Source organism: Mycobacterium parascrofulaceum ATCC BAA-614, assembly GCF_000164135.1.
Lineage (GTDB): Bacteria > Actinomycetota > Actinomycetes > Mycobacteriales > Mycobacteriaceae > Mycobacterium > Mycobacterium parascrofulaceum.
Map to the genome: position 1 here is coordinate 851,495 of NZ_GG770554.1, position 24,101 is coordinate 875,595.

The 24,101-nt window shown below is 69.9% G+C and carries 29 protein-coding genes and 1 tRNA gene; 27 read left to right on the top strand and 3 right to left on the bottom strand.

Features of this window, described 5'->3' with window-relative positions; all coding sequences use genetic code 11:
• The first annotated feature begins 229 nt into the window (after positions 1-229).
• The 12 genes from HMPREF0591_RS13985 to HMPREF0591_RS14035 all read left to right on the top strand — a co-directional run bounded on the left by HMPREF0591_RS13985 (position 230) and on the right by HMPREF0591_RS14035 (position 9,605).
• A complete protein-coding gene (locus HMPREF0591_RS13985; RefSeq protein WP_139093640.1) occupies positions 230-1,321 on the top strand; it encodes a cytochrome P450 in 1,092 nt (363 codons plus the stop codon).
• Between the two features lie 412 nt (positions 1,322-1,733).
• Complete coding sequence (locus tag HMPREF0591_RS13995; RefSeq protein ID WP_007169233.1) at positions 1,734-2,897, top strand: tyrosine-type recombinase/integrase; 1,164 nt, start codon at positions 1,734-1,736, stop codon at positions 2,895-2,897.
• A gap of 178 nt (positions 2,898-3,075) precedes the next feature.
• A complete protein-coding gene (locus tag HMPREF0591_RS14000) occupies positions 3,076-3,291 on the top strand; it encodes a MerR family transcriptional regulator (RefSeq protein ID WP_007169234.1) in 216 nt (71 codons plus the stop codon).
• A complete protein-coding gene (locus HMPREF0591_RS14005; protein WP_007169235.1) occupies positions 3,288-3,710 on the top strand; it encodes a hypothetical protein in 423 nt (140 codons plus the stop codon). The genes HMPREF0591_RS14000 and HMPREF0591_RS14005 overlap by 4 nt, the downstream gene beginning before the upstream one ends.
• A 251-nt stretch (positions 3,711-3,961) precedes the next feature.
• On the top strand, positions 3,962-4,186 hold the full coding sequence (locus HMPREF0591_RS14010; RefSeq protein WP_007169236.1) for a helix-turn-helix transcriptional regulator: 225 nt from the start codon (positions 3,962-3,964) through the stop codon (positions 4,184-4,186).
• Between the two features lie 135 nt (positions 4,187-4,321).
• The gene (locus tag HMPREF0591_RS30340) at positions 4,322-6,874 is read left to right on the top strand and encodes a bifunctional DNA primase/polymerase (protein ID WP_050790041.1); all 2,553 of its coding nucleotides are present in this window, start codon (positions 4,322-4,324) and stop codon (positions 6,872-6,874) included.
• Positions 6,875-7,258: 384 nt separating this feature from the next.
• Positions 7,259-7,753 (top strand): hypothetical protein, encoded by a 495-nt coding sequence (locus HMPREF0591_RS14020; RefSeq protein WP_040622529.1) that lies wholly within the window; start codon positions 7,259-7,261, stop codon positions 7,751-7,753.
• Positions 7,750-8,265: a hypothetical protein gene (locus tag HMPREF0591_RS14025; protein WP_007169239.1), complete on the top strand. Its 516-nt coding sequence runs from the start codon at positions 7,750-7,752 to the stop codon at positions 8,263-8,265. Before HMPREF0591_RS14020 ends, HMPREF0591_RS14025 begins: the two co-directional genes overlap by 4 nt.
• Before the next feature lie 4 nt (positions 8,266-8,269).
• Positions 8,270-8,422 carry a hypothetical protein gene (locus HMPREF0591_RS33105; protein WP_007169240.1) on the top strand — a complete coding sequence of 51 codons (153 nt, stop codon included), beginning with the start codon at positions 8,270-8,272 and terminating at the stop codon, positions 8,420-8,422.
• Positions 8,423-8,455: 33 nt separating this feature from the next.
• Entirely contained in the window at positions 8,456-9,145 is a 690-nt protein-coding gene (locus HMPREF0591_RS14030) for a recombinase family protein (RefSeq protein WP_007169241.1), read from the top strand.
• A gap of 23 nt (positions 9,146-9,168) precedes the next feature.
• Positions 9,169-9,315 (top strand): hypothetical protein, encoded by a 147-nt coding sequence (locus HMPREF0591_RS32345; protein WP_007169242.1) that lies wholly within the window; start codon positions 9,169-9,171, stop codon positions 9,313-9,315.
• Positions 9,312-9,605 (top strand): hypothetical protein, encoded by a 294-nt coding sequence (locus tag HMPREF0591_RS14035; protein WP_007169243.1) that lies wholly within the window; start codon positions 9,312-9,314, stop codon positions 9,603-9,605. The genes HMPREF0591_RS32345 and HMPREF0591_RS14035 overlap by 4 nt, the downstream gene beginning before the upstream one ends.
• Here the strand turns inward: HMPREF0591_RS14035 and HMPREF0591_RS14040 are convergent.
• The gene (locus HMPREF0591_RS14040; RefSeq protein ID WP_157137504.1) at positions 9,602-10,012 is read right to left on the bottom strand and encodes a very short patch repair endonuclease; all 411 of its coding nucleotides are present in this window, start codon (positions 10,010-10,012) and stop codon (positions 9,602-9,604) included. The two genes, HMPREF0591_RS14035 and HMPREF0591_RS14040, sit on opposite strands and share 4 nt — an antisense overlap.
• Positions 10,013-10,118: 106 nt before the next feature.
• Here HMPREF0591_RS14040 and HMPREF0591_RS14045 point away from each other — a divergent pair, with 106 nt between their 5' ends.
• The gene (locus tag HMPREF0591_RS14045; protein ID WP_007169245.1) at positions 10,119-11,285 is read left to right on the top strand and encodes a DNA cytosine methyltransferase; all 1,167 of its coding nucleotides are present in this window, start codon (positions 10,119-10,121) and stop codon (positions 11,283-11,285) included.
• Positions 11,278-12,051 carry a GIY-YIG nuclease family protein gene (locus tag HMPREF0591_RS14050; protein ID WP_007169246.1) on the top strand — a complete coding sequence of 258 codons (774 nt, stop codon included), beginning with the start codon at positions 11,278-11,280 and terminating at the stop codon, positions 12,049-12,051. The genes HMPREF0591_RS14045 and HMPREF0591_RS14050 overlap by 8 nt, the downstream gene beginning before the upstream one ends.
• On the opposite strand, the gene HMPREF0591_RS32350 is transcribed toward HMPREF0591_RS14050, so the two are convergent.
• Positions 12,048-12,197 (bottom strand): hypothetical protein, encoded by a 150-nt coding sequence (locus HMPREF0591_RS32350; protein WP_007169247.1) that lies wholly within the window; start codon positions 12,195-12,197, stop codon positions 12,048-12,050. The genes HMPREF0591_RS14050 and HMPREF0591_RS32350 overlap by 4 nt on opposite strands.
• A 210-nt stretch (positions 12,198-12,407) precedes the next feature.
• On the opposite strand from HMPREF0591_RS32350, the gene HMPREF0591_RS14055 reads away from it, so the two are divergent.
• The 8 genes from HMPREF0591_RS14055 to HMPREF0591_RS14090 all read left to right on the top strand — a co-directional run bounded on the left by HMPREF0591_RS14055 (position 12,408) and on the right by HMPREF0591_RS14090 (position 17,314).
• On the top strand, positions 12,408-12,665 hold the full coding sequence (locus HMPREF0591_RS14055) for a hypothetical protein (protein ID WP_007169248.1): 258 nt from the start codon (positions 12,408-12,410) through the stop codon (positions 12,663-12,665).
• Entirely contained in the window at positions 12,662-13,387 is a 726-nt protein-coding gene (locus tag HMPREF0591_RS14060; RefSeq protein ID WP_007169249.1) for a hypothetical protein, read from the top strand. The genes HMPREF0591_RS14055 and HMPREF0591_RS14060 overlap by 4 nt, the downstream gene beginning before the upstream one ends.
• 27 nt (positions 13,388-13,414) lie before the next feature.
• Entirely contained in the window at positions 13,415-14,242 is an 828-nt protein-coding gene (locus tag HMPREF0591_RS14065) for a hypothetical protein (protein ID WP_007169250.1), read from the top strand.
• 2 nt (positions 14,243-14,244) lie between these two features.
• Complete coding sequence (locus HMPREF0591_RS14070) at positions 14,245-14,592, top strand: hypothetical protein (RefSeq protein ID WP_007169251.1); 348 nt, start codon at positions 14,245-14,247, stop codon at positions 14,590-14,592.
• 32 nt (positions 14,593-14,624) lie between these two features.
• A complete protein-coding gene (locus HMPREF0591_RS14075) occupies positions 14,625-15,170 on the top strand; it encodes a hypothetical protein (RefSeq protein WP_007169252.1) in 546 nt (181 codons plus the stop codon).
• A gap of 64 nt (positions 15,171-15,234) precedes the next feature.
• Complete coding sequence (locus HMPREF0591_RS14080) at positions 15,235-15,504, top strand: hypothetical protein (protein ID WP_007169253.1); 270 nt, start codon at positions 15,235-15,237, stop codon at positions 15,502-15,504.
• The gene (locus tag HMPREF0591_RS14085) at positions 15,501-17,021 is read left to right on the top strand and encodes a terminase large subunit domain-containing protein (RefSeq protein WP_007169254.1); all 1,521 of its coding nucleotides are present in this window, start codon (positions 15,501-15,503) and stop codon (positions 17,019-17,021) included. The genes HMPREF0591_RS14080 and HMPREF0591_RS14085 overlap by 4 nt, the downstream gene beginning before the upstream one ends.
• On the top strand, positions 16,991-17,314 hold the full coding sequence (locus HMPREF0591_RS14090) for a hypothetical protein (protein ID WP_244268895.1): 324 nt from the start codon (positions 16,991-16,993) through the stop codon (positions 17,312-17,314). Before HMPREF0591_RS14085 ends, HMPREF0591_RS14090 begins: the two co-directional genes overlap by 31 nt.
• 53 nt (positions 17,315-17,367) lie before the next feature.
• Here HMPREF0591_RS14090 and HMPREF0591_RS14095 read toward each other — a convergent pair.
• Positions 17,368-17,443 (bottom strand) — tRNA-Arg (locus HMPREF0591_RS14095).
• A 127-nt stretch (positions 17,444-17,570) separates the two neighbouring features.
• Here HMPREF0591_RS14095 and argS point away from each other — a divergent pair.
• The 5 genes from argS to thrB are packed head-to-tail and all read left to right on the top strand — an operon-like array spanning position 17,571 to position 24,013.
• Positions 17,571-19,223: an arginine--tRNA ligase gene (gene argS, locus HMPREF0591_RS14100; RefSeq protein ID WP_007169256.1), complete on the top strand. Its 1,653-nt coding sequence runs from the start codon at positions 17,571-17,573 to the stop codon at positions 19,221-19,223.
• Complete coding sequence (gene lysA, locus HMPREF0591_RS14105) at positions 19,220-20,638, top strand: diaminopimelate decarboxylase (protein WP_007169257.1); 1,419 nt, start codon at positions 19,220-19,222, stop codon at positions 20,636-20,638. Before argS ends, lysA begins: the two co-directional genes overlap by 4 nt.
• Positions 20,639-20,641: 3 nt before the next feature.
• Positions 20,642-21,967 carry a homoserine dehydrogenase gene (locus tag HMPREF0591_RS14110; protein ID WP_007169258.1) on the top strand — a complete coding sequence of 442 codons (1,326 nt, stop codon included), beginning with the start codon at positions 20,642-20,644 and terminating at the stop codon, positions 21,965-21,967.
• Positions 21,964-23,046: a threonine synthase gene (thrC, locus tag HMPREF0591_RS14115; protein WP_007169259.1), complete on the top strand. Its 1,083-nt coding sequence runs from the start codon at positions 21,964-21,966 to the stop codon at positions 23,044-23,046. The genes HMPREF0591_RS14110 and thrC overlap by 4 nt, the downstream gene beginning before the upstream one ends.
• Positions 23,047-23,068: 22 nt before the next feature.
• A complete protein-coding gene (thrB, locus tag HMPREF0591_RS14120; protein WP_007169260.1) occupies positions 23,069-24,013 on the top strand; it encodes a homoserine kinase in 945 nt (314 codons plus the stop codon).
• The last annotated feature ends 88 nt before the right edge of the window (positions 24,014-24,101 follow it).

The following is a 24,101-nucleotide window of genomic DNA, read 5'->3' on the forward strand; positions in this document are numbered from 1 at the left end:
CTCGAAGTAGAGCCCAGGCACCTATGTACCATCCAACGTGGAATTACTTTGCCAAAGGGGTTCGGGTGGCGGAACGGGCTGTGCAGTACGCACGCGAATATCCGCGGGCGCGGGAGCGGCTGTACCTGTTGGACGAGTTCGACCAGATCCGCGAGTACTTCGGCGATGTGTGAGTGCGTCGGGGCAGCTGCGGCCTGGGATAGATCACCCCTCACCGATCGGTGGGAAGTTGCTGCCTGATTTCTTCACAGCGGACCGCAGCGAGCTTTGGGACGCGCTGCGCAAGCGCGGGCCGGTCGTGTTTATCGAGGACAGCGCGTTTATGAATGGCTATTGCCTCACACGGGCCGATGACGTGCTCGCAGCGCTGCGTAACCCAGAAGTGTTTTCGCATAACGCTGTGGATCGGCCGGACCATGCGCGTTGGCGCGCGATCTTGCAGCCCTTATTGAGTGCCACCGCGGTGAAACAGATGCAACCCGCGTTGCAAGATCAGGCCGCGGCGGTGGTCGAAGCCGTGGCCGCGCAGGGTAGTTGCGAGGTGATCGCCGATGTTGCGGAGCCATTCGCGGCTCAGGTTCTTCTGACCGTGTTGGGGTTGCCGCCGCAAGACGGGCATAGGTTGCTGCGCTGGGAGAAAGCGCTGTGGGCGATCCAGCGGGCGCCTCTGACCGCGGGCACAGGTGTCCCTTTCGCGGATTTGGTGCAAAAAGTTGAGATGCTCGCCTATTTGGCGGAGGCTTTCGCGCAGCGCCGCGCCAGCCCCGATATTGCGGGTGTTATGTCCGGGTTGGTTGCCGGTGACGAAGGGTTCGACGACGCTGACGCGTGCGCGGTAGTTGAGATGCTCATCGCCGCGGGCATTACGCCGTTCAGAAGCGCGGTGGGTTTCGTGTTTCTCGACCTTGCCCGCGACCCGCGGCTATGCGCTTCGCTGCGCGAAAACCCAGCCGGGATTGAGGGATTCGTCGAAGACGTGCTGCGCCGCGAGCCGCCTGCCCCGGTGATTATCCGCAGGGCCGCGCAGAACGTCACCGTGGCGGGTGTCGAGATACCGGCAGGGGCTTGGGTCGGGCTGTGCGTAGGGGCGGCCATCCAAGAAGACCTGGCGGCCGGCCACGGGTCGCGGGCGGACTACTGGGCGTTCGGCGGGGGCCCGCACCGCTGTGTGGCCGTCAGTCTGGCGAAAACAGCGTTGACTGTGTTGGTCAGCGAATGGTTACGCACTATCCCCGCGTTCGGGTTGGATGCTGAGTCCGTGCCGCCGGTTATCCTCGAGGAGGCGGTCCGGCTGTCGAGTTTGCCGCTGCGCTGGCATTGAATCAGACCGCGGGCGGGTGATTGCCGTAGCTGCCGCGCTGGTCGCTGGCGAGCACCTGGGCGTGCTGCCGGTCGGCTCGGGAGATGATCGCCGTCCGAGCGGCAACAGACTGCTCCGCGCCGGCGGTCCGCGGTGCACCACGCCTGCCGTCTCGGAACCTCTCAGCTGGGCACGCCGGGGCATTCGACATCGAAGTAGGTGGCGTAAAACAGTCATCTAACTGCTTAAACGCTCGGTGCCCCCGGCAGGATTCGAATTAGCCGACGAGTACCGTGCAATATTGCCGGTGACCACGCCAAACGCCCGAATACCTGCATCTACCAGCGAAGATCAACGTTGCGAACCGTGAGGTTCTGTCGGGTTCCGCTATGGTCACTATTGCACGGAGATTGCACGGCGACGGGAGTGGAGCATGGCGGGTCAGAGGGCGGCGGCGAAGGGTGAGCGCACGCGGCGGTCGTTCGGGCGGATGCGCCAACTGCCCTCGGGCCGCTGGCAGGCGTCCTACCTCCACAACGGGGCGGTCTACAAAGCGTTGGCGACCTTCCCGACCAAGAGCAGCGCCGGGCACTGGCTACAGGCCGAGGAGGACTTGATCGACCTCGACCGCCGCCGACCGGGGGAGTGGACGCCGCCCGCCGAACGCGCCGCCCGCCGCCAGGCCGAGAAGCTGACGTTGCGCACCTACGCCAATACGTGGCTGGACAACAAGACCAAGCTGGCCCGGCGCACACGCGACAACTACCGGGGCCACCTCGACAACCACATCCTTCCGGCGCTCGGCGACCTCGGGCTGGCCGAGATCACGCCCGAGCACGTCCGCACGTGGTTCGCCGGGCTGGGCACCGAGCACGACACCCGCAACGCGCAGGCGTACGCGGTCCTCAACGGGGTGTTCAACACCGCCGTGGCCGACGACCTCATCGACCGCAACCCGTGCCGGATCAAGGGCGCGGCACAGGTGAAGCACGCCAAGCGGTCGGTGGTGCTGCTCGACGCCGCCCAACTGACCGAGTTGGCCGTCAAGATGCCCGACGACGCCCGTCTGGCCGTGCTGCTGGCCGGGTGGTGCGGGCTGCGCAAAGGGGAGGTGTTCGCGTTGCGCCGTTGCGACATCGCCGCCGACGGGTCCACCGTGCGCATCGAACGGGCGGTGACGTACCGGGAGGGCAAGTTCGAGGTGGGGCCGACCAAGACGCGCGAGTCGCGGCGCGTGGTCAGTGTGCCGCCGCACGTCCGGCCCGCCGTCCTCGACCACCTCGCCCGCCACACCGCCGAGGGCGACGAGGCGCTGGTGTTCACCGAACCGTCCACCGGGTCGTTCGCGGGGGAGAAGCGGTTCCGCACGGCGTGGGAGGCCGCGCGCGAGGCAATCGGACAGCCTGAGTTGCACTTCCACGACCTGCGCCACGCGGCGGGCGTGATGGCCGCACAGACTGGCGCGACGTTGCGCGAGTTGATGGACCGGCTCGGCCACACGTCGCCCAACATGTCGATGCGCTACCAGCACACCGCCGAGGGCCGCGCCGCCGCGCTGGCCGACAAACTTTCCGCGCTAGCCGCGACAACACCGTAAATGTCGGGAAACTCAACGCGCGCAACCTAATTCGTTCGGCGCGTTTCGCGCGCAATGTGGCGCAACCCCACGAACCCGCGCTATATTTGCGGCGTTACAGCGCGGGATTGGCCCGCCATGACCCGAGGCGACCACCCGGCCTCCTCGGATTACGGCGAGGTCAGAGGAGAGACCCGTTATGTCCCGCAGCACCACACCTGAGTTCGAGTCCCTACGGTCGGCGTCAGCCCGCACCGGCTACTCGATCTACACGTTCCGCGAGAAGATCGCCGCCGGTGAGTTGCCCGCGTACCGGATCAGCGACAAGCCCGGCAGCGCCATGCGTGTCAAAGTCGCCGACGTGAACGCGCTGCTCAAGCCCGTCATCCCCGCCACCATCCAGGCATCGCGATGATCCCCGCTGTGCCGGGTACGGAGGTCGTGTTCAGTGAGCGTTCTGACCGCCCCAGCCCGTTCGACTACTACGAACTGCCCCCATCTCTGCCGGTGATGGCGTGGGACGACGACGGCAGCCCGTTGGTCATCGACCATGACGCCAGAGACCCCCGGCTCGTTCGCGCTGCTGACATGGCGGCGGGCGGCTGGGTGATCGAGGTTGTCGTTCACCCTCGCCCCGTCATCGCCGAGACCCACGGCACCGTCGCTCTCTACAGGCCAGAGCCGGGCACGCTTTCGGAGCGTGCCGTCGTCGCCTGGGACGCCGAGGGCTACGCCCTGGTGCCGGGCGGTGAGTCGGGCCGTCTGGTACGCGCAGTTGGGCCGGGCGCGGATTACGGGGTGTTCTGGGCTGTCACGCATGGGAGCGTGGAGTGAGCGCGCCGCCCGTGGCCAGCCTGGAACACAAACGACGCCGACACGCGCGTGTGCGGCAGGCGACTTTTACGGCATGACTTCCCCGAACGGGTCGGGATTGTTGCCCACAGCCACCGGCCAGTACGCCGAAAACTCAACGGGGACAACACCGTAAACGTCGGGAAAGTGGCCGGTTCGTGGCCCGGCGCGTGCACACCCACGCCGTAACGTCGGGACACGCAACGACATTCGCAGATAGGGAGGTGTGACCGATGACCGCAGTCACCTTCGCCAACCCCGACGCGCTGTTCACGTCCAAGCACGTGGCCGACCACCGCCACATGACCGAGAACGCGCTAGCGCAAGAGCGGTGGCGTGGCGAGGGGCCGCGCTACCGCAAGCTCGGCAACCGCGTCTATTACCTGGCGTCGGACCTCAAGGCATGGCTGGACGCCCACGTTGTTGAGACGAAACCCGCAGGGGCACAACGTGATTAGGCCGTAGATGCAGTGATGCCGTCCGGCGCGCGCGTTTGGCTTCGGCGCGATGTGCCGGACGGCACCACTCCCAACGACGACTCCGACGAGAGTCAGTCCCCCTCCGCTGGACACCACCCAAACAGAAGGAACACGGTGAATAATACCTCCGAAGTCGGTGACCGCGCCGAGGCGTTGACCGCGCTGCTGGCCAATGCGCCCAAGGCCGACGACCACGACGGCGTGCGCGGCTATCTGCACGGCCTGGCCGCGCTCGGCTGCGCGCCCATCCTGGTCTACCCGGCCAGCAAGAAACCCGCCGACGTGCGGACGCCGCAGAAACGGCGCGCCGAGGACAAGGTTGCCCGCGATGCCGCGCGCGCGGCGGGTCACCGCGCACCGCACGCCGTCAAGTCGCAGGCCGGGGTCCACCTGGCCACCGCCGACACGACCGTGCTCGACGCCTACCTGGACCGCTACGTCGAGACGTTCGGCGGCGCGGTGGAGGTCAATGTCGCGGTGTCGCTGGGCCGCAGCCGCCTCGTCGTGGTCGATTGCGACACCACCGAACAACTCGCCGCGTTCCTGGCCGACGCCGAGGCGGACCCCGACACCGCGCCGACGGTGCGCACGCCGGGGATGCTCGGCCCCGACGGCGTGACGCTGGTGCACCGCGACGGCGGGCACTACTACTTCGCGGTGCCCGATGGCGTCGAGTTACCGCCGGGTCCGCCGGGGGCGATGAAGGTGGGCGGGGATGACGGCTACTCGGTGATGTGGGGCGTGGGCAACTACGTCCTCACGCCGCCCAGCGTGCGCCCCGAGGGGGTCTATGCCGCGACGGGCGAGAACGTCTACGAGCTTCCCGACTGGCTGGCCGAAACCATTGCCGCGCACGGGCGCACCTACGCCGAGCACGCGCGGCGCAGCCTGGCCCGCGCGGACACAGCCGCCGAGCCGGTCGCCCGGTGGGGTGCCGCCGTGCCGTGGGCCGCGATCCTCGAACCCGCCGGGTGGACGCCGGTCGGCAAGGCCGACGGCTGCGGGTGCCCGATGTGGACCGCGCCCGGCGTCCACGGCAACCCGAAGTCGGCGACGGCGCACGAGCCGGGCTGCGAGCGGTGGACCGACTCGCCGGACCCGCCGCTGCACGTCTGGACCGACAACCCCGGCGACCCGTGGGCGGGCCGCATCGCCGCGACCGGCAAGCCGACGTTCAGCAAGTTGCAGGCGATCGCGCTGCTGCACTACGACGGCAAGGAGGGGGCGGCGATGGACGCGCTGGGCATCGACCTGACCGACGGCGACGAGATGGCGGTGGATGACGCGGACGTGCTGTTCCTCAACAACTACCGCAACGCCCCGGCGGACACCGCCGCCGACGACCGTGCCGGGGCCACGCAGCTACCCGAGGAGTTCTGGTCGGCGCACCCCGTACTAGGCCACATCCGCGCGTTCGCGCACTACGGCGTCAACTCAGCCGATGCGGTCATCGGCGCGGCGTTGGTGCGGCTGTCGGCACACCTGGACCCATGCGTGCGCATCGACACCGGGGTGAAGCGACCGTTGCCGCTCAACATGTTCGCGGGCATCGTCGGGTCGGCGGGCACCGGCAAGTCGTCGGCCTATCACGCCTCGGCGGACCTGCTGGCGTTCGAGTTCGGCAACTTGCTCGACAACGACCTCATTGCCCGCGCCGACGAGGTGCCGCCCGAGTTGCCGGTGGGGTCTGGCCCCGGCGTGGCCGAGGCGTTCATGGGCACCGTGCCCGACCCCGCCGACCCCACGATGAAGACCAAGGTGCGCAAGCAGGTCCGGCACAAGGCGCTGTTCCACTCCGACGAGGGCGCGGGGCTGGTGTCGGGCATCCTCGACAACAAGCGCGGCCAGGACATCGGGCCGACGCTGCGCGCCGCGTGGACCGGAGCGGTGCTGGGCCAGGCGAACGCCAGCGCCGAGCGCACCCGGCAGGTCCGCGACTACGCCGTGGGGCTGTGCGTCGGGTTCCAGTTGGAGGCGCTGGCGGCGCTGTCCACCGAGGAGCAGTTGGAGTACGGCACCCCGCAGCGGTTCGTCTACGTGTCCGCCACCGACCCGTCCATCCCCGACGACGCGCCCGCCGACCCCGGCCCGCTGACGGTGAGGCTGCCCCACCGCCCAATGCGCTACGACGCCGAGTTGCGCGACCGTGCCCGCCGCGAGGCGCTGGCCCGTGCGCGCGGCGACGGCGACGAGGGCGGGGACAACGACCCGATGAACGCCCACCGTCCGGCACTGGTGGCCCGGTGCGCCGCGCTGCTGGTCATCCTCTGCGACCCCGACCGCACCGAGGTCCACGCCGACGACGTGGCGCTGGCCGAGATGCTGCTGGACACGTCGGCCCGGTTGCACGCCGTCGCGATGGAGTGGCGGCGGGAGCGGGAGACCGCCGAGCGCGAGCGCCAGTTGCAGGGCCGCATCCGCGAGCACGTCGCCACCGCCGTCGCACTCGACCAACGCGGTGACGACATGGCGCGGCTCGGCGACCGCATCGTGGCCTACGTCGATGACGCGGGCGGGTCGGTGCAGTGGACGGGGAAGTCGGGGTTGCGCCGGGCCAAGTTCAACAACGCCGAGCGCACGCTGGCCGACGCCGCCCTGGCGAAGTTGACCAACGAGGACGGGCCGTTGGTGCGCGACGGCAACACGGTGCGCCAACGTGTTAGCTGACCACTTGTCCCACCCAGGGGGGTGGGACAGGGGTGGGACAGTCCCACCCACCCCCTCGCGCGCGCGCTCTATACGATCCAATTGACCTACCTATATTCCCTGGTCAGCGACTTGACCGTATTTGTCGGGGAACTCAAATCGGTCCCTCTCGCGCCCATAGGGCTGTCCCACCCCCCTACTTGTCCCACCCCTAACCGGGGGGGTGGGACAGGTGTCGGGACAGCGGTTCTCGACGGTGGTCGGCGATAGCGGGACGGTCGGGCACACCGAGCGCGTCGGGCGGCTGCGGGACCGGGGTCGAGACCGTAATCGTCCACGCCCGCAACGACTTTCCCGACATTTACGGTGTTCTGGTATTGCACCCTAATGCGGTACAACTGCGGTATGGCCCCCGTGATGTCCCGCCACGCCAGCCGCGAACGCGCCAAGGAAGCGTTCGAGCTACGCGCCAGCCGCCACTCCTGGCGCGAGGTCGCCGACCGCCTCGGCTACCGCAGCGTCGGTGCGGCGCAGACCGCAGTCGCCCGCCACGTCGCACGCGAACGGCGCGAGCCGTCAGCCACCTCCGTGGAGGCGCACAAGTTCGCCATCGAGACCCGCACCCGCGCGATGAGTCAGCGATTCGCGGCGGCATTCCGCAACGGCGACGACGACACGCTGGTGGCGCTCAACCGAGAGATCAGGGCCAACGAGGTGGAACTGGCCAAGCTGGGCGGGTACTACGCACCCGAGCAGGTGGACGTGAACGTGACCCACGACGCCACCGCCATCATCGACCGCATGGAGTCCGAACTGCTGGCGCTGGTCGCCACCCGCCCGCCGCAGAACGCCATCAGCGGCAACATCATCGACGCCGACGTGGAGGAGATCACCCGATGACCACCATGACCCCCGAGGACGCCATCAAGGCGGCATCGTCCATCGCGCGCGACGTGGCCGACGGCAGGCTGTCGCCGACCGCGTTGCAGGACCATGCCGTCGCCGAGTTGCGCGAGATGGTCGGCACCGTCGTCGGACCGGACGACCCGGCCTGGTCGCTGCAATGCGACATCGCCCGCCAAGTCCTCGCCCTCGACGGCGTGCCCGCCGACGAGTTGGCCGAGTGGCTGGCCGTCGCCCGGCTGCGGGCCGGTGAGGCGGTCAGCACGCCCGCCCCTGCCGACACCCCACCCGAGCCGGCCCCGTTGCTCAGCGTGGCGCACGGCCCCGAGACGGTGCCGTCCGACGAGGACGACACCGACGACACCGACGCCGTGCCGGACATCGACGCCGCCGACGAGCCGCCCGCGTTGGTGGCCGTGGTCGAGACGCCCGGCCTGACATCGCCACGACCGGACCACTACGACCCGATGGCCGCGTGGGCGGCGGGCAACACCCGGCGGAACCGATGACGCCGTGAAGCGCGCCGACATCGCCGCGACCGCCCGGCAACTCCGGCTGATCCTCGACGCCATCGAGCGCGGGGAGTTGGAGGCCACCGCGACCGAACGCGCCCGCCTCGAAGGCGCGGCGGCAGCACTCGACGCGATGGCGGGCGACAGTCTTTAACCCAAACGGTCGTTTGCGTTATACGATGGGGGCATGACCGCACCCCGCACCCGCCGCCGTCGCGTCCAAACCGCGCCCGTCGGCACCGTCGTCGCCTACGTCCGCGTGTCCACCGAGGAGCAAGCGGCCAGCGGTGCCGGACTCGACGCCCAACGTGCCGCCATCGCCGCCGAGTGCGACCGCCGGGGCTGGACCGTCGTCGGGTGGCACGCCGACGAGGGGGTCAGCGGCGGCAAGGCCATCGACGCCCGGCCCGCCCTCACCGCCGCCCTCGACGCCGTGGAGTCGGCGCAGGCGGCGGTGTTGATGGTGGCCAAGTCCGACCGCCTGGCCCGCAGCCTGCCCACCCTCCTCGACGTGCTCGACCGCACCCAACGCGCGGGCGGCGTGGTCGTCGCCGTCGATGGCACCGTGGACACCAGCACGGCGGCGGGCCGGTTCACCACGCAGATCATGGGCAGCGTGGCCGAACTGGAACGCGGCCTCATCAGCGACCGCACCAAGGCGGCGTTGGCCGTCCGCAAGGCGCAGGGTGTGCGGCTCGGACGCCCGACCACCGTGCCGCCGTCGGTGGTGGCCCGCATCGCCGCCGAGCGCGCCGCCGGGGCGACGTGGGCAGCCATCGCCGACAGCCTCAACGCCGACGGCACGCCGACCGGCCAGGGCGGCTCGAAGTGGTTCCCGAATACCGTGGCCCGCATCGCCAAGCGCGCGGCGGCGTGACCACCCACACCGAAGGAGACGCGATGATTCCGGCGCACCTGGTCGAACAACTGTCCACCGCCCTCGCGCGGTGGGACGGGCGCGGCCCGACCGAGGACGACACGTTGCACGCGGGCAAGGAGTTGGCCAGCGCGGCGATGGCCGTGCTGACGTGGGACGCCCAGCAGTGACGGGCATCGACGGCATCGACTGGACCGGCGGCAGCGTGCGGTCGGACATCGCGGGCGACCCCGACGCCCGGCTCCTCGCCGTCGGGTTCCTCGGGGACGCGCCCGTCGTGACCGCCGAGGCGTTCCGGCGCTACGTCGAGCATTGGACGATGGGGCCGGGCACGGTCATCGAGGGCGACGGGGCGTTGTTCCACGACTCCTACACCGAGCGGTTCGTGTTCCCCGCCGTCGGCGTGGTCGGCGGCGTGGCCGTCTACGCCATCGAGGGGTTCGGCCACTTCACGCGCTAGCCGGTGACGGCGGCGCGCACAGCCTCGGCGACCTCGGCGGGCGGTTCGTGTGCCCAGAACCGCAACACCGTCCAGCCCGCCGCCGTCAGCGCCTCGTCGGTGGCGGCGTCACGCGCCCGGTTGCGCGCCACCTTGGCGGTCCAGTAGTCGGCGTTGGCGGACGGCTGCCGGTGGTGCTGCGGGCAGCCGTGCCAGAAACACCCGTCGATGAACACCGCGACCCGGCGGCGGGTGAACACCAGATCGGCCTTGCGGCGCAGCGCGGGCAGCGGGCGCGTGTCCACCCGGTAGCGCAGACCCATCGCGTGGACCAGCCGCCGCACGGCGAGTTCGGGCGCGGTGTCGCGGCTGCGGTTGCCCTGCATCGACCGGCGCGCGTGCTCACTCGACGCCCACGACTCGGCCACGGTGTCCGACGCTATCCGGTGCAATCTCACGCAACCCGACGCAATCCCACGCAATCCGGCGCAGCCTCACGCAACCGCAGCGCGCGGAAGGATACTGTTCTCCTCCGTGGGGAACGTCCGTTCGATTCGCGCCAATCGGCCCAAGGCCATCGAGTTCTTCGCCGGTATCGGCCTCGCCCGCATGGGGTTGGAGAAGGCCGGTTTCCAGGTGACGTGGGCCAACGACTACGAACCCGACAAACGGGCGATGTACGTGGGCCAGTTCGGCGAGTCGGAGGGCCACACGTTCGCCCTCGGCGACATCGGCAAGGTCAAGGCTGCCGACCTGCCCACCGACGCGGCGCTGGCGTGGGCGTCGTCGCCCTGCACCGACCTGTCGCTGGCCGGTGGCCGCGCCGGGTTCGCCGGCTCGGAGTCCGGCGTGTTCTGGGACTTCACCAAGCTGCTCGACGGCATGGGTGAGGACAACCGCCCGCCGGTCATCGTGTTGGAGAACGTCACCGGCCTGGCCACGTCGCACGGCGGCGACGACCTCACCGCCGCCATCGCCGAGTTCAACCGCCTCGGCTACTCGGTGGACGTGCTGGCACTCGACGCCCGCCGGTTCGTGCCGCAGTCGCGTCCCCGGTTGTTCGTCGTCGGCGCGCAGAACCCGCCCGCCGACACCACCGAACCGCACAGCGAGTTGCGCCCCGACTACCTCCAATGGGTCTACGGCGACCCGAACTTACGCACCCACCGCGCCCACCTGCCCGCCCCGCCCGCGCCGATGACCAAGGGTCTGGCGGCGCTCATCGAGGACATGCCGGTGACCGACGAGCGGTGGTGGGACGCCGCCCGTGTGGAGGCGTTCGTGTCGTCGCTGTCGCCGACCCAACGGCGGCGGGTCGCCGAACTGAAACGCGAGACCGGCATCAAGTACCGCACCGCCTACCGCCGCACCCGTGCCGGGGTCGCGGTGTGGGAGGTGCGCCCCGACGACATCTCAGGCTGCCTACGCACCGCGCGCGGCGGGTCATCGAAGCAGGCTGTCGTGCGGCTCGGCAACAAGCGCCTACAGGTGCGGTGGATGACCCCGGTGGAATACGCGCGCCTGATGGGCGCGGGCACCTACAACCTCGGCGGCGCGCGAACCAATCAGGCGCTGTTCGGGTTCGGCGATGCCGTCGCCGTGCCCGTCGTCGGATGGCTCGGCAAGCACTACCTGATGCCGTTGCTGCGCGGTGAACTCGCCGCCCCGCCGGTCAACCTGGAAACCGCCGCGCGTGGCTAGCCGTGGTGTCGCCTCCTACAACGAGCCCGACGGCCCGGTCCCGGCGAAGAAGGATATGCCAACGGCGTTCGTGCGGGGGTTCCGCGAACTCCTCACCGACGCCCTCAACACCGTGGACCCGGTGAGCGGCAAGCGACTTGGCAGTTGCATCGGCGTCTATGCGTTCTACGACTTCGACGGCGAACCCATCTACGTCGGCCAAACCCGCGAGGACTTCGGCACCCGCATCGGTCGGCACCTACGCGGCCAGCGGTCGGACACGTTGGCCTACCGAATCCTCGACCCGTTCGAGGTGGCCGAGATGGAGCTATACCCCACCGAGTTCCTGCGCGGTGAGACCGGCATCAAGGCCAAGGTGGACGCCATCGAATACTCGGTCTACGTCCACGCCATCGGCGAGTCGAAGTACAAGGCGATCCTCAACGAGAAGATTCCGCCGGTGTCGGCATCCGTCGAATTGCCGCCAGCGTTCCGGTTCAACCTGATCCCCGACGGGATGCGCGATGACCGCGAACACCCCGACGTGCGCATCGCGCGGCGCGCCGAGACGCTGGCACGGGTCGCGGCGGTGGCGCACGAACGCGGGGAGGTGTCCGCCGGTCTGCGCCGCGTCATCGTGATTCAGGCTGTGCGGCTCGCCGACCTCGCGGCTGCCCGACTCGCCTACGCCGAAGGTCGAGCACGCCCGAACCCCGAGTCGATTGACGTGCCCGCGTTGGTCGGCAACGTCATGCGCGAGTTCGGTGATGGCGGCGACGGCGACTAATCGCCGGAACCGTTGAGCGCGTGGCGTTCATCCAGCAGGCCGTCGATGATGTGGAGGCTGGGCGCGGTGCCGCCGTCGGCGACCACCGCCCGGCGCACCGCGACGAGTAGGCGTAGTTCGGAGTCGATCACGTCGAGGTCGCGCACACCTCTACCGTAGGGCCATCTAACTAACCCGACACGCACGAATTTCCGACTCAATCTTGGCCGGGGTTCTGTCGCCGCCTCGGCGTGTCATTTTCCCACGTCGTATGGACCGCAGACCCGTTCGTAATCAGGTTAGTTTGGATAGTTTGCATTGCCGCACAACGGTTTTCGATGTAGCAGCTATGCCCGTAGGCGGCTTAATGTGGGGGCATGACAGCGACCAGCCCGCCCGTGTCCGCCACCCATCCGCGCGACCGCTCCGTGGAGTCGTGGCGTTCCCGGCTCGGGGCGATGGCCAGTCGCGGCGAGACCGACGGCCCCCGCGTCGATGAGGCGCGCGCCGCGCTGAGTTGGTGGCGGCATCGCCAGTCGATCATCGAGACCGGCATCTCGCCCGAACGGGCCGAGGAACTCGCCGACCTCATCAGCGCCGAGGCCGCGACCGACGCCGAGGCGGTGGCCCGATGACCACCATGCAGCCCGGCGTCATGGCGCGTAACCGCACTCCCGCCGCGCTCGCCGCCCAGCGGGCAGCGATGACCCCGCAACCGCCCCGCCGGTACAGCCAGGCCGAGTTGCGCGAGCGGCGGCGCACCGGCCTGACTGTCGGGCACTACGACGGCACGTGGTCCTTGACCCGCGAGATCGCCGATGTCGTCGGCCCGTTGGCGCAGCGGATCGCCGCCGACGACCGGCCCAGCCGTTTCATGCGCTCCACCGCGACCGTGCCGTGGCTGGCCGAGGAGGTCCATGAGGCTGTCGGCGTCATCGTCGGGTGGCTGGCCGAGGCCGACGCCCGCGCCAGGACCGCGCACCTGGCCGACGAGCCCGGCAAGCGGAAGTACGCCATGACCACCCTCATCGACCTCGCGCCGCGCCCGGCGCTGCCCGACATCACCGAAAAGGCACTCGCCAAGGGTTCCTGGGCGGCGGCGGTGGTGGCGATGGCCGATGCCGTCGATGCCGAGTTCTCCGACCTGTTGGGCCGCGCCTACCCGCCGAATGCTGGCGCGCTGCGTGGCCAGCCTTCCCGCTCCGACCAGTTGGCGCGGTTGCTGTCCCGCACCATCGACCACGCCGCGACGGCGCTGGAACGCCGCCTCGACCGCGATGACTTCGCCGACCACCGCCCGACCGAGACCGACCGGGCGCGGGCCGAGTTGGCCGCAATGGGCATCGACACCGACTAAGCGCCAACGACATTCGAGGAGACGACCATGACGACCGGCCTGCCCGACTTCCCGGTGACCACCCACCCCGCGATGCTGCCTGTGCACTTCGAGGTTCCGGTGGTCAATGCGGCACCGCAGGGTCTCTACCCGGCGACGTTCTGGACCGAGGACACCGGCCCCACGCGCTGGCTCAACGGCGTCGAGGTCCGTGGCGCGAACTATGGCGGTGCGGACGCCGCCGGGGTGTGGGAGGCGGACTGGTGCACACCGCCCGCCATCGACAACGACGAGCGCAAAGAGGGCACCCGCCCGCCGATCCTCGACCCGTTCGACCCGGTGACGGTCTGGGGTTACGACGAGTGCGACCTCACCGAGCCGTCGCGCGCAGCGGTTCGCGCCCGCGCGGCGCAGATCATGCGGTTGCAGGAACAGCCGATGGTGGAGCGGGAGTTCGCCGAGCGGCTGTTGACCGACGCCGCCGATACGGCGGCGGGCATCGTCTCGGCGGTTGACCTAACCCTGGCCCTCGGCCACCTTGAGGCGGCGTTCGCCGAGACAAACACCGTCGGGTTCATCCACGCCGGGGCGCAGTGGGCGGCGGTCGCTGCCGAGGCGCGCCTGGTGAGTCGCACCGGCACCGGCTGGACGACCCCGATGGGCCACCGCTGGGTGTTCGGCGGCGGGTACGTCGCGGGGCTCGGCGACACGCTGGTGGCCACATCGCAGCCGTTCGGGTGGCGCAACACCGTCGCCGTCCGCGAGGCAATTGACGAGCGGCACAACACGTTTGCTGCCATCGCCGAGAGGTCGGTCACCGTCGGTTATGAGGCTGTCATCGCGGCAGTGACGGTGACGCCCGAGGTGACGCCGTGACGATGACCGCCGAGCGTGAGGCCGACACGGTGACCGGCGAGGACACAGGCGACGGCACCGACTACGACGGGCCGCGCTGCCAGTCGTGCGGCGGGCCGTGCTGGCACTGGAAGGGCAGCGTGTGGGGGTACACCTGCACCGACTGCATCGACCGCTACCTGGACGAGTCGGCGGCGCGGTGGGCTGTCCGCGAGGCCAAAGAGGCCGAGAAGCAAGCGCGGAAGAACGCGCGAAAACTGTTGCAATGCAACGAGTCAGAGCCATCGGTCATGGCGAACGGTCGGCGTTCCGACGGCGACGGCCCGGTTGTGTACCGCGCCGCCGTCGGAGCGTCGGCCACCACGCCGTAACCGCCCCCACCACCATCAGGAAGGACACCACTATGACCCGGCGCAAGCCCCCGCTGACCCTGGCCACCATCACCCCGCGCGAACGGCATCACCTCGAAACGTGCGTTCACGAAGCGGCCCACGCCGTCGCTGGTGTCGCCCTCGGTGGCCAACTGCGCAGCGCGGTGGTGTCCAACAGCCGCGTGTGGGGCGTCGAGGGTCTCGCCTCGTTCGCCGACACGCCCCACGGGCGTGACCCCGAGATCGCGTATGCGGGGCCGTGGGCACAGGCGAAGTTCCGTGCCGGTGGCCGCGACAACCGACCGACTCAGCGGCAGGTGTTGGCGATTCTCAACGCGGGCGGGTACAGGGACGACCGGATGCTGATCGCTTCCGGCGGCACGCATTTGGGGCACTTCGTCACCCCGCTCATCGAGCGGACATGGCCCGCTGTGATGCGTGTGGCCCGGCGGCTCTACGACACCGGGGAGGCGACCCACGCCGACGTGTGCGCGGCGCTCGGCCTGACCGACGACGGCGGGCCGGGCAGTGTGCAGTTGGCCAACCTGCGGGCCGGTATGCGCCCGGTGCCCGCTTGACCTGACAGGCGACCACAACCACGCGGGGCTACCTCACCACCCAACGACACCATGAGGAGACACCGTGACCACCACCGCCACCGCCCCGACGGTTGACCCGTTCCACGACTTCTGGCTGCCCGACTACTGCCCGCGCTGCAACCCGTTGGGGCACAACGCCGACCGCTGCGTGCGGCTGGCCACCGAGACCGAGCCGGACGCCGTGACGTGGCGCGGCGGCAAGGGCGTGGTGTGCGAGTACGTGTGCGATGGCTGCGGGCACACCTGGACACGCTCGGACCTGTGGGACGCGCAGTCTGCCGGGTTCGACCCCAAGCAACGGAGGGCCGCGTGACCGCGACGACCGACCCCATAGCGGCGCTGACCGCCGCCCGTGCCATCGGGGCAGTGCGCCAACGGCAGCGGCCCGCGACCCCGGCGGAATTGGCCCGGCGGCTCATCCCCGGCTACGTCGTCACCCCGGCCATCAAGCTGCTGTCCGACGAACTGGTGCGCGCCGTCGAGACGCCCGACGCCCGCCTGGTCGTGACGATGCCGCCGAGGACCGGCAAGTCGGTGCTCACGTCGCAGGTGTTCCCGGTGTGGCTGCTGTCGCGCGACCCCGACGCCGAGGTCATCGTGAAGTCCTACGGCGATGCCTTGGCCGAGGAGCACAGCGCGGCGGCGCGGCGGCTGATCGCCGAGAACCTCGCCGTCGTCGGCATCGAGTTGGCGGCGGACAAGCAGGCTGTCGGGCGGTGGCGCGTGGCCGGTCACCGGGGCGGCATGTTGGCGGGCGGCATCCTGTCCAGCACAACCGGGTTCGGCGCATCGGTGCTGCTGGTCGATGACCCCGTGAAGGGGGCGCAGGAGGCCGACTCCGACGCCTACCGGCGGCGGCTCACCGCCGAGTTCAAGGCCAGCCTGATGACCCGGCTAATGCCCGGCGCGTCGGCCATCGTCGTGCTGACCCGGTGGCACCCCGACGACCTCGCCGGGTCGCTGCTCGCCGAACCCGGCAGCCGGTGGCGGTGTGTGAACATCCCGGCCATCAGCACCGCCGGGGTGCCCGACGCGCTGGGCCGCGAACGCAGCGGCGTGGCCATGACCAGCGCGGTGGGGCGCACCGCCGAGCAGTTCCGCGAGATCAAGACCGAGGTCGGTTCGCGGGCTTGGGCCGCAATGTATTTGGGCACCCCCACGACGCCCGAGGGTGGCCTCATCAAGGCGGCGTGGATCGACACGTGGCGGCTGCCCGCAGCGCCGCCGGGGACGGTCAAGATCGTCGTGGGCGTGGACCCCGCCGACTCCGGCGAGGGCGACGAGACGGGCATTATCGCCGCCGCCTTGACCGCCGACGGCGTAGTGGCGCTCATCGCCGACGTGTCGGGCCGGATGACATCGGACGCCTGGGCGGTGCGGGCGGTGCAACTCGCCGCCGACGTGGGGGCCAGTGAGATCGCGGTGGAGGCGTTCGCGGCGCGGGCCACCTACACGCGGTTGGTCACCGAGGTGTTGGCCCGGTTCCGCGTGAAGCGGCCCATCCGCGTCACCGGGTGGCCACCGAAGGGCACCGACCGGGGCAAGGGCGATGCCGTAGCCCGTTCCACCGGCCTGCTCGCCGCGCTGGAAACCGGACGCGCCCGAGTGGCGGGTTACCTACCTGACTTCGAGGCGCAGGCCGTCACGTGGGAAGCGGGGCAGCATCAACCCGACCGGGTGGCGGCGGCGGTGGTGGCCTACGACGTTCTGGCCCACTCCATCGGCCAGACGATGCACGTCGTCAGTCCCATCGACACCGCCCGCCGTGCGCGCGAGGGCAAGATTGCGCCGCCCCCGGCATGGATGACGCGCCAGATCGGTGGGCGGTGACCGGCTGCACCGCCGCGCGCACCGTCGGTCCTTCGGGCTGCGGGGCACTGGCCAGGGCGGGCCGGTCGAGGCTGCGCGCGGACCTCACCGCACCCGCCGAGCCGGGCGGCTGCGATTGCGCGCGGTGCTGCCCGCCGCCGTTGACCGACATCGAGGCGCAGCGCGCGTTGCGGCACGTGCCCAACCGGGATGCGGTGGCCTACGCGCAAGGCGAGTTGTCGCTGGTCAGCCTGTACGGGTGCGACGACTGCGGGGGATGGGTGCCGACGTTCACCGAGTCGGCGGCACGCTGATCGTGCAATCTTGCACGTATGTTGCACGCGGTAGTCAGAAATAGCGTCTGACCTGGTGCCCCCGGCAGGATTCGAACCTGCGGCCTTCTGCTCCGGAGGCAGACGCTCTATCCCCTGAGCTACGGGGGCGCTACGACGTTGTTGTTGCGCCATTGGGGCTTTGAACAAGCAGGGACAGACTAGCGCATGTCGACAGCCGCGTTGCCATCGCAATGGATTCGAGGCGCGGGCACCTCAGCCAATAGGATGGACGCTCGTGACCCCCGCTGACCTCGCTGAGCTGCTCAGAACCACCGCGTCCGCGGTGCTGGCCGAGCACTCGCTGGATGCTGCCGCGTTGCCGGCGACGGTCACGGTGGAGCGACCCCGCAACCCCGAGCACGGCGACTACGCCAGCAACCTGGCCCTGCAGCTGGGCAAGAAGGTCGGCGTCAACCCCCGTGAACTGGCCGGCTGGCTGGCCGCGGCGGTGTCGCAAGCCGACGGCGTCGCCTCCGCCGAGGTGGCCGGACCCGGCTTCATCAACCTGCGCCTCGAGGCGTCGGCGCAGGCCAAGATCGTCAACGCCGTCGTCGACGCCGGCGACGGCTTCGGCCATTCCGACGCGCTGGCCGGCCACAAGATCAACCTCGAGTTCGTCTCGGCCAACCCGACGGGACCCATCCACATCGGCGGCACCCGCTGGGCCGCCGTCGGCGACGCGCTGGGCCGGTTGCTGTCCACCCAGGGCGCCGCCGTCGAGCGCGAATACTATTTCAACGACCACGGCGCCCAGATCGACCGGTTCGCCAGCTCGCTGATCGCCGCCGCCAAGGGCGAAGCCACCCCCGAGGACGGCTACGCCGGCGCCTACATCAACGACATCGCCGCGCAGGTGCTGGCCAAGGCGCCCGACGCGCTGAGCCTGCCCGAAGCCGAGATGCGCGAGACGTTCCGCGCGATCGGTGTCGACCTGATGTTCACCCACATCAAGGAGTCGCTGCACGAGTTCGGCACCGACTTCGACGTCTACACCCACGAAGACTCGATGCACACCAGCGGCCGGGTCGACCAGGCCATCGCCCGGCTGCGCGAGACCGGCAACATCTACGAGAAGGACGGCGCAAGCTGGTTGCGCACCAGCGCCTTTGGTGACGACAAGGACCGTGTCGTGATCAAGAGCGACGGCAAGCCCGCCTACATCGCCGGTGACATCGCCTACTACCTGGACAAGCGGCAGCGCGGTTTCGACCTGTGCATCTACATGCTCGGCGCCGACCACCACGGATACATCGCCCGGCTCAAGGCCGTCGCGGCCGCGTTCGGTGACGATCCGGCTCACGTCGAGGTGCTGATCGGGCAGATGGTCAACCTCGTCCGCGACGGCGCGCCCGTGCGGATGAGCAAGCGGGCCGGGACCGTGATCACGCTCGACGATCTGGTCGAGGCGATCGGCGTCGACGCGGCGCGCTACAGCCTGATCCGCTCCTCGGTCGACACCCCGATCGACATCGACCTGGCGCTGTGGTCGTCGGCGTCCAATGAAAACCCGGTCTACTACGTGCAATACGCGCACGCTCGGCTGTCGGCGCTGGCCCGCAACGCCGCCGAACTGGGCGTGGTCCCCGACACGGGGCACCTCGAGTTGCTCAGCCACGACAAGGAGGGGACGCTGCTGCGCAGCATCGGGGAATTCCCCCGCGTGCTCAAAACGGCTGCCTCCCTGCGTGAGCCGCACCGGGTGTGCCGCTACCTGGAGGACCTCGCCGGCGACTACCACCGGTTCTACGACTCGTGCCGGGTGCTGCCCCAGGGCGACGAGCGGCCCACTGACCTGCACGCCGCGCGCCTGGCGCTGTGCGAGGCCACCCGCCAGGTCATCGCCAACGGCCTGACCATCCTCGGCGTCACCGCTCCGGAGCGAATGTGAACGTGCACCCCGCCGGTCCCCGGCACGCCGAGGAAACCCGGCACCCCAACAGCCCGCCGCGGCCGCAATCCGCCGACGAGCTGCTGCGGCTTGCGCCGAACGTGTGGCCCCGCAACATCGCTCGCGACGACACGGGAGTGGCGCGCATCGCCGGAATACCGCTCACCCAGCTCGCCCAGGAGTACGGCACCCCGTTGTTCGTCGTCGACGAGGACGACTTCCGCTCCCGGTGCCGCGAACTCGCGACGGCCTTCGGCGGCGGGCACAACGTCTGCTACGCGGCCAAGGCGTTCCTGTGCAGCGAGATCGCCCGCTGGGTCGACGAAGAGGGTCTCTCGCTGGACGTCTCCACCGGCGGAGAGCTCGCCGTCGCGCTGCACGCCGGCTTCCCGCCGGAGCGGATCACCTTCCACGGCAACAACAAATCCGTCGCGGAACTGACCTCGGCGGTCAAGGTCGGCGTCGGGTACGTCGTCTTGGACTCGATCACCGAGATCGAGCGCCTCGACGCCATCGCGGGGGAGGCCGGGGTCGTCCAGGACGTCTACGTCCGTCTCACCGTCGGGGTCGAGGCGCACACGCACGAATTCATCTCCACCGCACACGAGGACCAGAAGTTCGGGCTGTCGGTGGCCAGCGGCGCCGCGATGGATGCGGTGCGCCGGGTGTTCGCCACCGATCACCTGCGACTGGTCGGGCTGCACAGTCACATCGGCTCGCAGATCTTCGACGTCGACGGGTTCGAGGTCGCCGCACACCGCGTCATCGGGCTGCTGCACCACATCGCCGACGAATTCGGGGTGGACAAGGCGGGCCAGGTCTCGACCGTGGATCTCGGTGGGGGACTCGGCATTTCATATCTGGGAACCGACGACCCACCGCCGGTGGCCGAGCTGGCGGCCAAGCTGACGGCCATCGTGGGCAGCGAGTCGGCGGCGGTGGGGCTGCCCACCCCGAGGCTGGTGGTGGAGCCGGGGCGGGCCATCGCCGGGCCGGGCACCATCACCCTGTACGAGGTGGGCACCGTCAAGGACGTCGACGTGAGCAGCATCGCCCAGCGCCGGTATGTCAGCGTCGACGGCGGCATGAGCGACAACATCCGTACCGCGCTCTACGACGCGCAGTACGACGCGCGGCTGGTCTCGCGGGCCAGCGACGCGCCCGCAACGTTGGCCCGCATCGTCGGAAAGCATTGCGAGACCGGCGACATCGTCGTGCGCGACACCTGGGTGCCCGACGACCTGCGGCCCGGCGACCTGCTCGCGGTGGCCGCCACCGGCGCGTACTGCTATTCGCTGTCGAGCCGCTACAACATGATCTGTCGGCCCGCGGTGGTGGCGGTGCGCGACGGGCGGTCCCGCCTGATCCTGCGCCGCGAGACGGTCGACGATCTACTGAGTCTGGAAGTGAGGTGACCTGTGCCCCGTGACGAAAAGCCGGTCGGCGTAGCGGTACTCGGGTTGGGCAATGTCGGAAGCGAAGTCGTCCGCATCATCGAGGACAGCGCCGACGACCTCGCCGCCCGTGTCGGCGCGCCCCTCGTGTTGCGCGGCGTCGGGGTGCGGCGGGTCGCCGCCGATCGCGGCGTTCCGGTCGAGTTGCTCACCGACAACATCGAGGAACTCGTCTCTCGCGAGGACGTCGACATCGTCCTGGAGTTGATGGGCCCGGTGGAACCGGCCCGCAAGGCGATCCTGCGCGCGCTCGAGCATGGCAAATCCGTCGTCACCGCCAACAAGGCCCTGTTGGCCACCTCCACCGGCGAGTTGGCGCAGGCCGCCGAAAACGCGCACGTCGATTTGTATTTCGAGGCGGCGGTCGCGGGTGCGATCCCGGTCATCCGTCCGCTCACGCAGTCGCTGGCGGGCGACACGGTGTTGCGGGTCGCCGGCATCGTCAACGGCACCACCAACTACATCCTGTCCGCGATGGACAGCACCGGCGCCGACTACGCCACCGCCCTGGCCGAGGCGAGCGCCCTGGGCTACGCCGAGGCGGATCCCACCGCCGACGTCGAGGGCTACGATGCCGCCGCCAAGGCCGCGATCCTGGCGTCGATCGCCTTTCACACCCGGGTGACCGCCGACGACGTCTACCGCGAGGGCATCACCAAGATCACCCCCGCCGACTTCGCCTCCGCGCGCGCCCTCGGCTGCACGATCAAGCTGCTGTCCATCTGCGAGCGCATCACGGGCGACGATGGCCAGGAACGGGTCTCGGCCCGCGTCTACCCGGCGTTGGTGCCGCTGTCGCATCCGTTGGCCACGGTAAACGGGGCGTTCAACGCGGTCGTCGTCGAGGCCAGGGCCGCAGGCCGGCTGATGTTCTACGGCCAGGGCGCCGGCGGCGCGCCCACCGCGTCGGCGGTCACCGGCGACCTGGTGATGGCCGCCCGCAACCGGGTGCTGGGCAGTCGCGGCCCGAAGGAATCCAAGTACGCCCAGCTTCCCATCGCACCAATGGGTTTCATCTCCACCCGCTACTACGTCAGCATGAATGTCGCCGACAAGCCGGGTGTGTTGTCCACGGTGGCCGCCGAATTCGCCAAGCGTGAGGTGAGCATCGCCGAGGTCCGCCAGGAGGGTGTGGTGGACGAAGGCGGCCGGCGGGTGGGAGCCCGGGTCGTGGTGGTCACCCACAGCGCCACCGATGCCGCGCTCTCCGAAACCGTCGATGCGCTGGCGGATCTGGATGTGGTGCAAGGCGTCACCAGTGTGTTGCGACTGGAAGAGGCGGGCTCGTGAGCGTCCCGCACACCGCCGTGCACCAGCCGTGGCCGGGGTTGATCGCGGCGTACCGCGACCGGCTGCCGGTGGGCGACGACTGGACTCCGGTCACCCTGCTCGAGGGCGGCACGCCGCTCATCGCCGCGACGCGCCTCTCGGAAAAGACCGGCTGCACGGTCCACCTCAAGGTCGAGGGTCTCAACCCGACCGGCTCGTTCAAGGACCGGGGCATGACGATGGCGGTCACCGACGCGCTGGCGCGCGGCCAGCAGGCCGTGTTGTGCGCGTCGACCGGCAACACCTCGGCCTCGGCCGCGGCGTACGCCGCCCGCGCCGGCATCACCTGCGCGGTGCTCATCCCGCAGGGCAAGATCGCCATGGGCAAGCTGGCGCAGGCGGTGATGCACGGCGCCAAGATCATCCAGATCGACGGCAACTTCGACGACTGCCTGGAACTGGCCCGCAAAATGGCCGCCGACTTCCCCACGATCGCACTGGTCAACTCCGTCAACCCGGTACGCATCGAGGGCCAGAAGACCGCCGCGTTCGAGATCGTCGACGCGCTGGGCGCCGCGCCCGACGTGCACGCCCTCCCCGTCGGCAACGCGGGCAATATCACCGCGTACTGGAAGGGTTACACCGAGTATCACCATGACGGCGTGATCGACAAGCTGCCCCGCATGCTGGGCACCCAGGCGGCCGGCGCGGCACCGCTGGTGCACGGCGCCCCGGTCAGCCACCCCGAGACGATCGCGACCGCCATCCGCATCGGGGCGCCCGCGTCGTGGGCCGCCGCGGTCAACGCGCAGCAGCAGTCCAACGGGCGCTTCCTGGCCGCCACCGACGACGAGATCCTGGCCGCGTACCACCTGGTCGCCGAGAGCGAGGGCGTCTTCGTCGAGCCTGCGTCCGCGGCCAGCATCGCCGGCCTGCTCAAGGCCGTCGACGACGGTTGGGTGGCGCGCGGCTCGACCGTGGTGTGTACGGTGACCGGCAATGGCCTCAAAGACCCCGACACGGCGCTGAGGGACATGCCGACCGTGTCCCCGCTTCCCGTTGACCCGGTGCTCGTGGTCGAGAAGCTGGGGCTGGCCTGACTATGAACACGAGGGCCTGTCGGTGACCCAGCTGCTGCCCGCCGGGCTGGAGGCCAGCGCAGTGGTGTCGGCGTCCAGCGCCAATCTCGGTCCCGGTTTCGACAGCATCGGCCTGGCATTGCGGCTCAGCGACGAGATCGTCGTCCAGACAGCGGATTCCGGCCTGGTGGTCCTGGTCGAGGGGGAGGGCGCCGAACAGGTGCCGAGGGGCCCGGAACACCTGGTGGTGCGCGCCGTGGAATGCGGGCTGCGGGCGATGGGCGTCCGCGCCGGGGGCCTGGTGGTCCGCTGCCGCAACGCCATCCCGCACTCCCGCGGCCTCGGCTCGTCCGCGGCCGCGGCGGTCGGCGGTCTGGCAGCGGCGAACGGTCTTGTGGCACAGACGGATTCACGACCGCTGAGCGAAGCGCAGCTCATCCAGCTGTCCTCGGAGTTCGAGGGCCATCCCGACAACGCGTCGGCCGCCGTGCTGGGTGGTGCGGTGGTTTCCTGGATCGATCGCTCCGGCGACCGGCCGCGGTATTCGGCGGCATCGGTGCGGTTGCACCCCGATATCCGGCTGTACTGCGCGATACCCCAAGAGCGCTCGCTGACCGCGGAGACCCGGGTGCTGCTGCCGACCCAGGTGAGCCACGACGATGCCCGCTTCAATGTCAGCCGCGCCGCCCTGCTGGTGGTGGCGCTGAGCGAACGCCCGGACCTGCTCATGCCGGCCACAGAGGATGTGCTGCATCAACCGCAGCGCGCCCCGGCGATGCCGGCCTCCGCGGAATATTTGCGACTGCTGCGGCGTCATAACGTGGCAGCGACACTTTCGGGGGCCGGTCCGGCATTGATTGCGCTGAGCACGGAGCCGGAGTTGCCCGCGGAAGTGGTGGAGTACGGGGCCGCGAACGGATTTGCCCTCACTGAGATGACCGCCGGCGAAGGAGTTCGCTGGAGCCCGGGAGTCACAGTCCCCGGTTGATCCACAGCGTGGCCGGAGGGTTTGCTTGCTTCCGACAAAGATGCGGGCTATCCTCGGACCCGTCCAGCAATCGCAGCATCTGCATCTG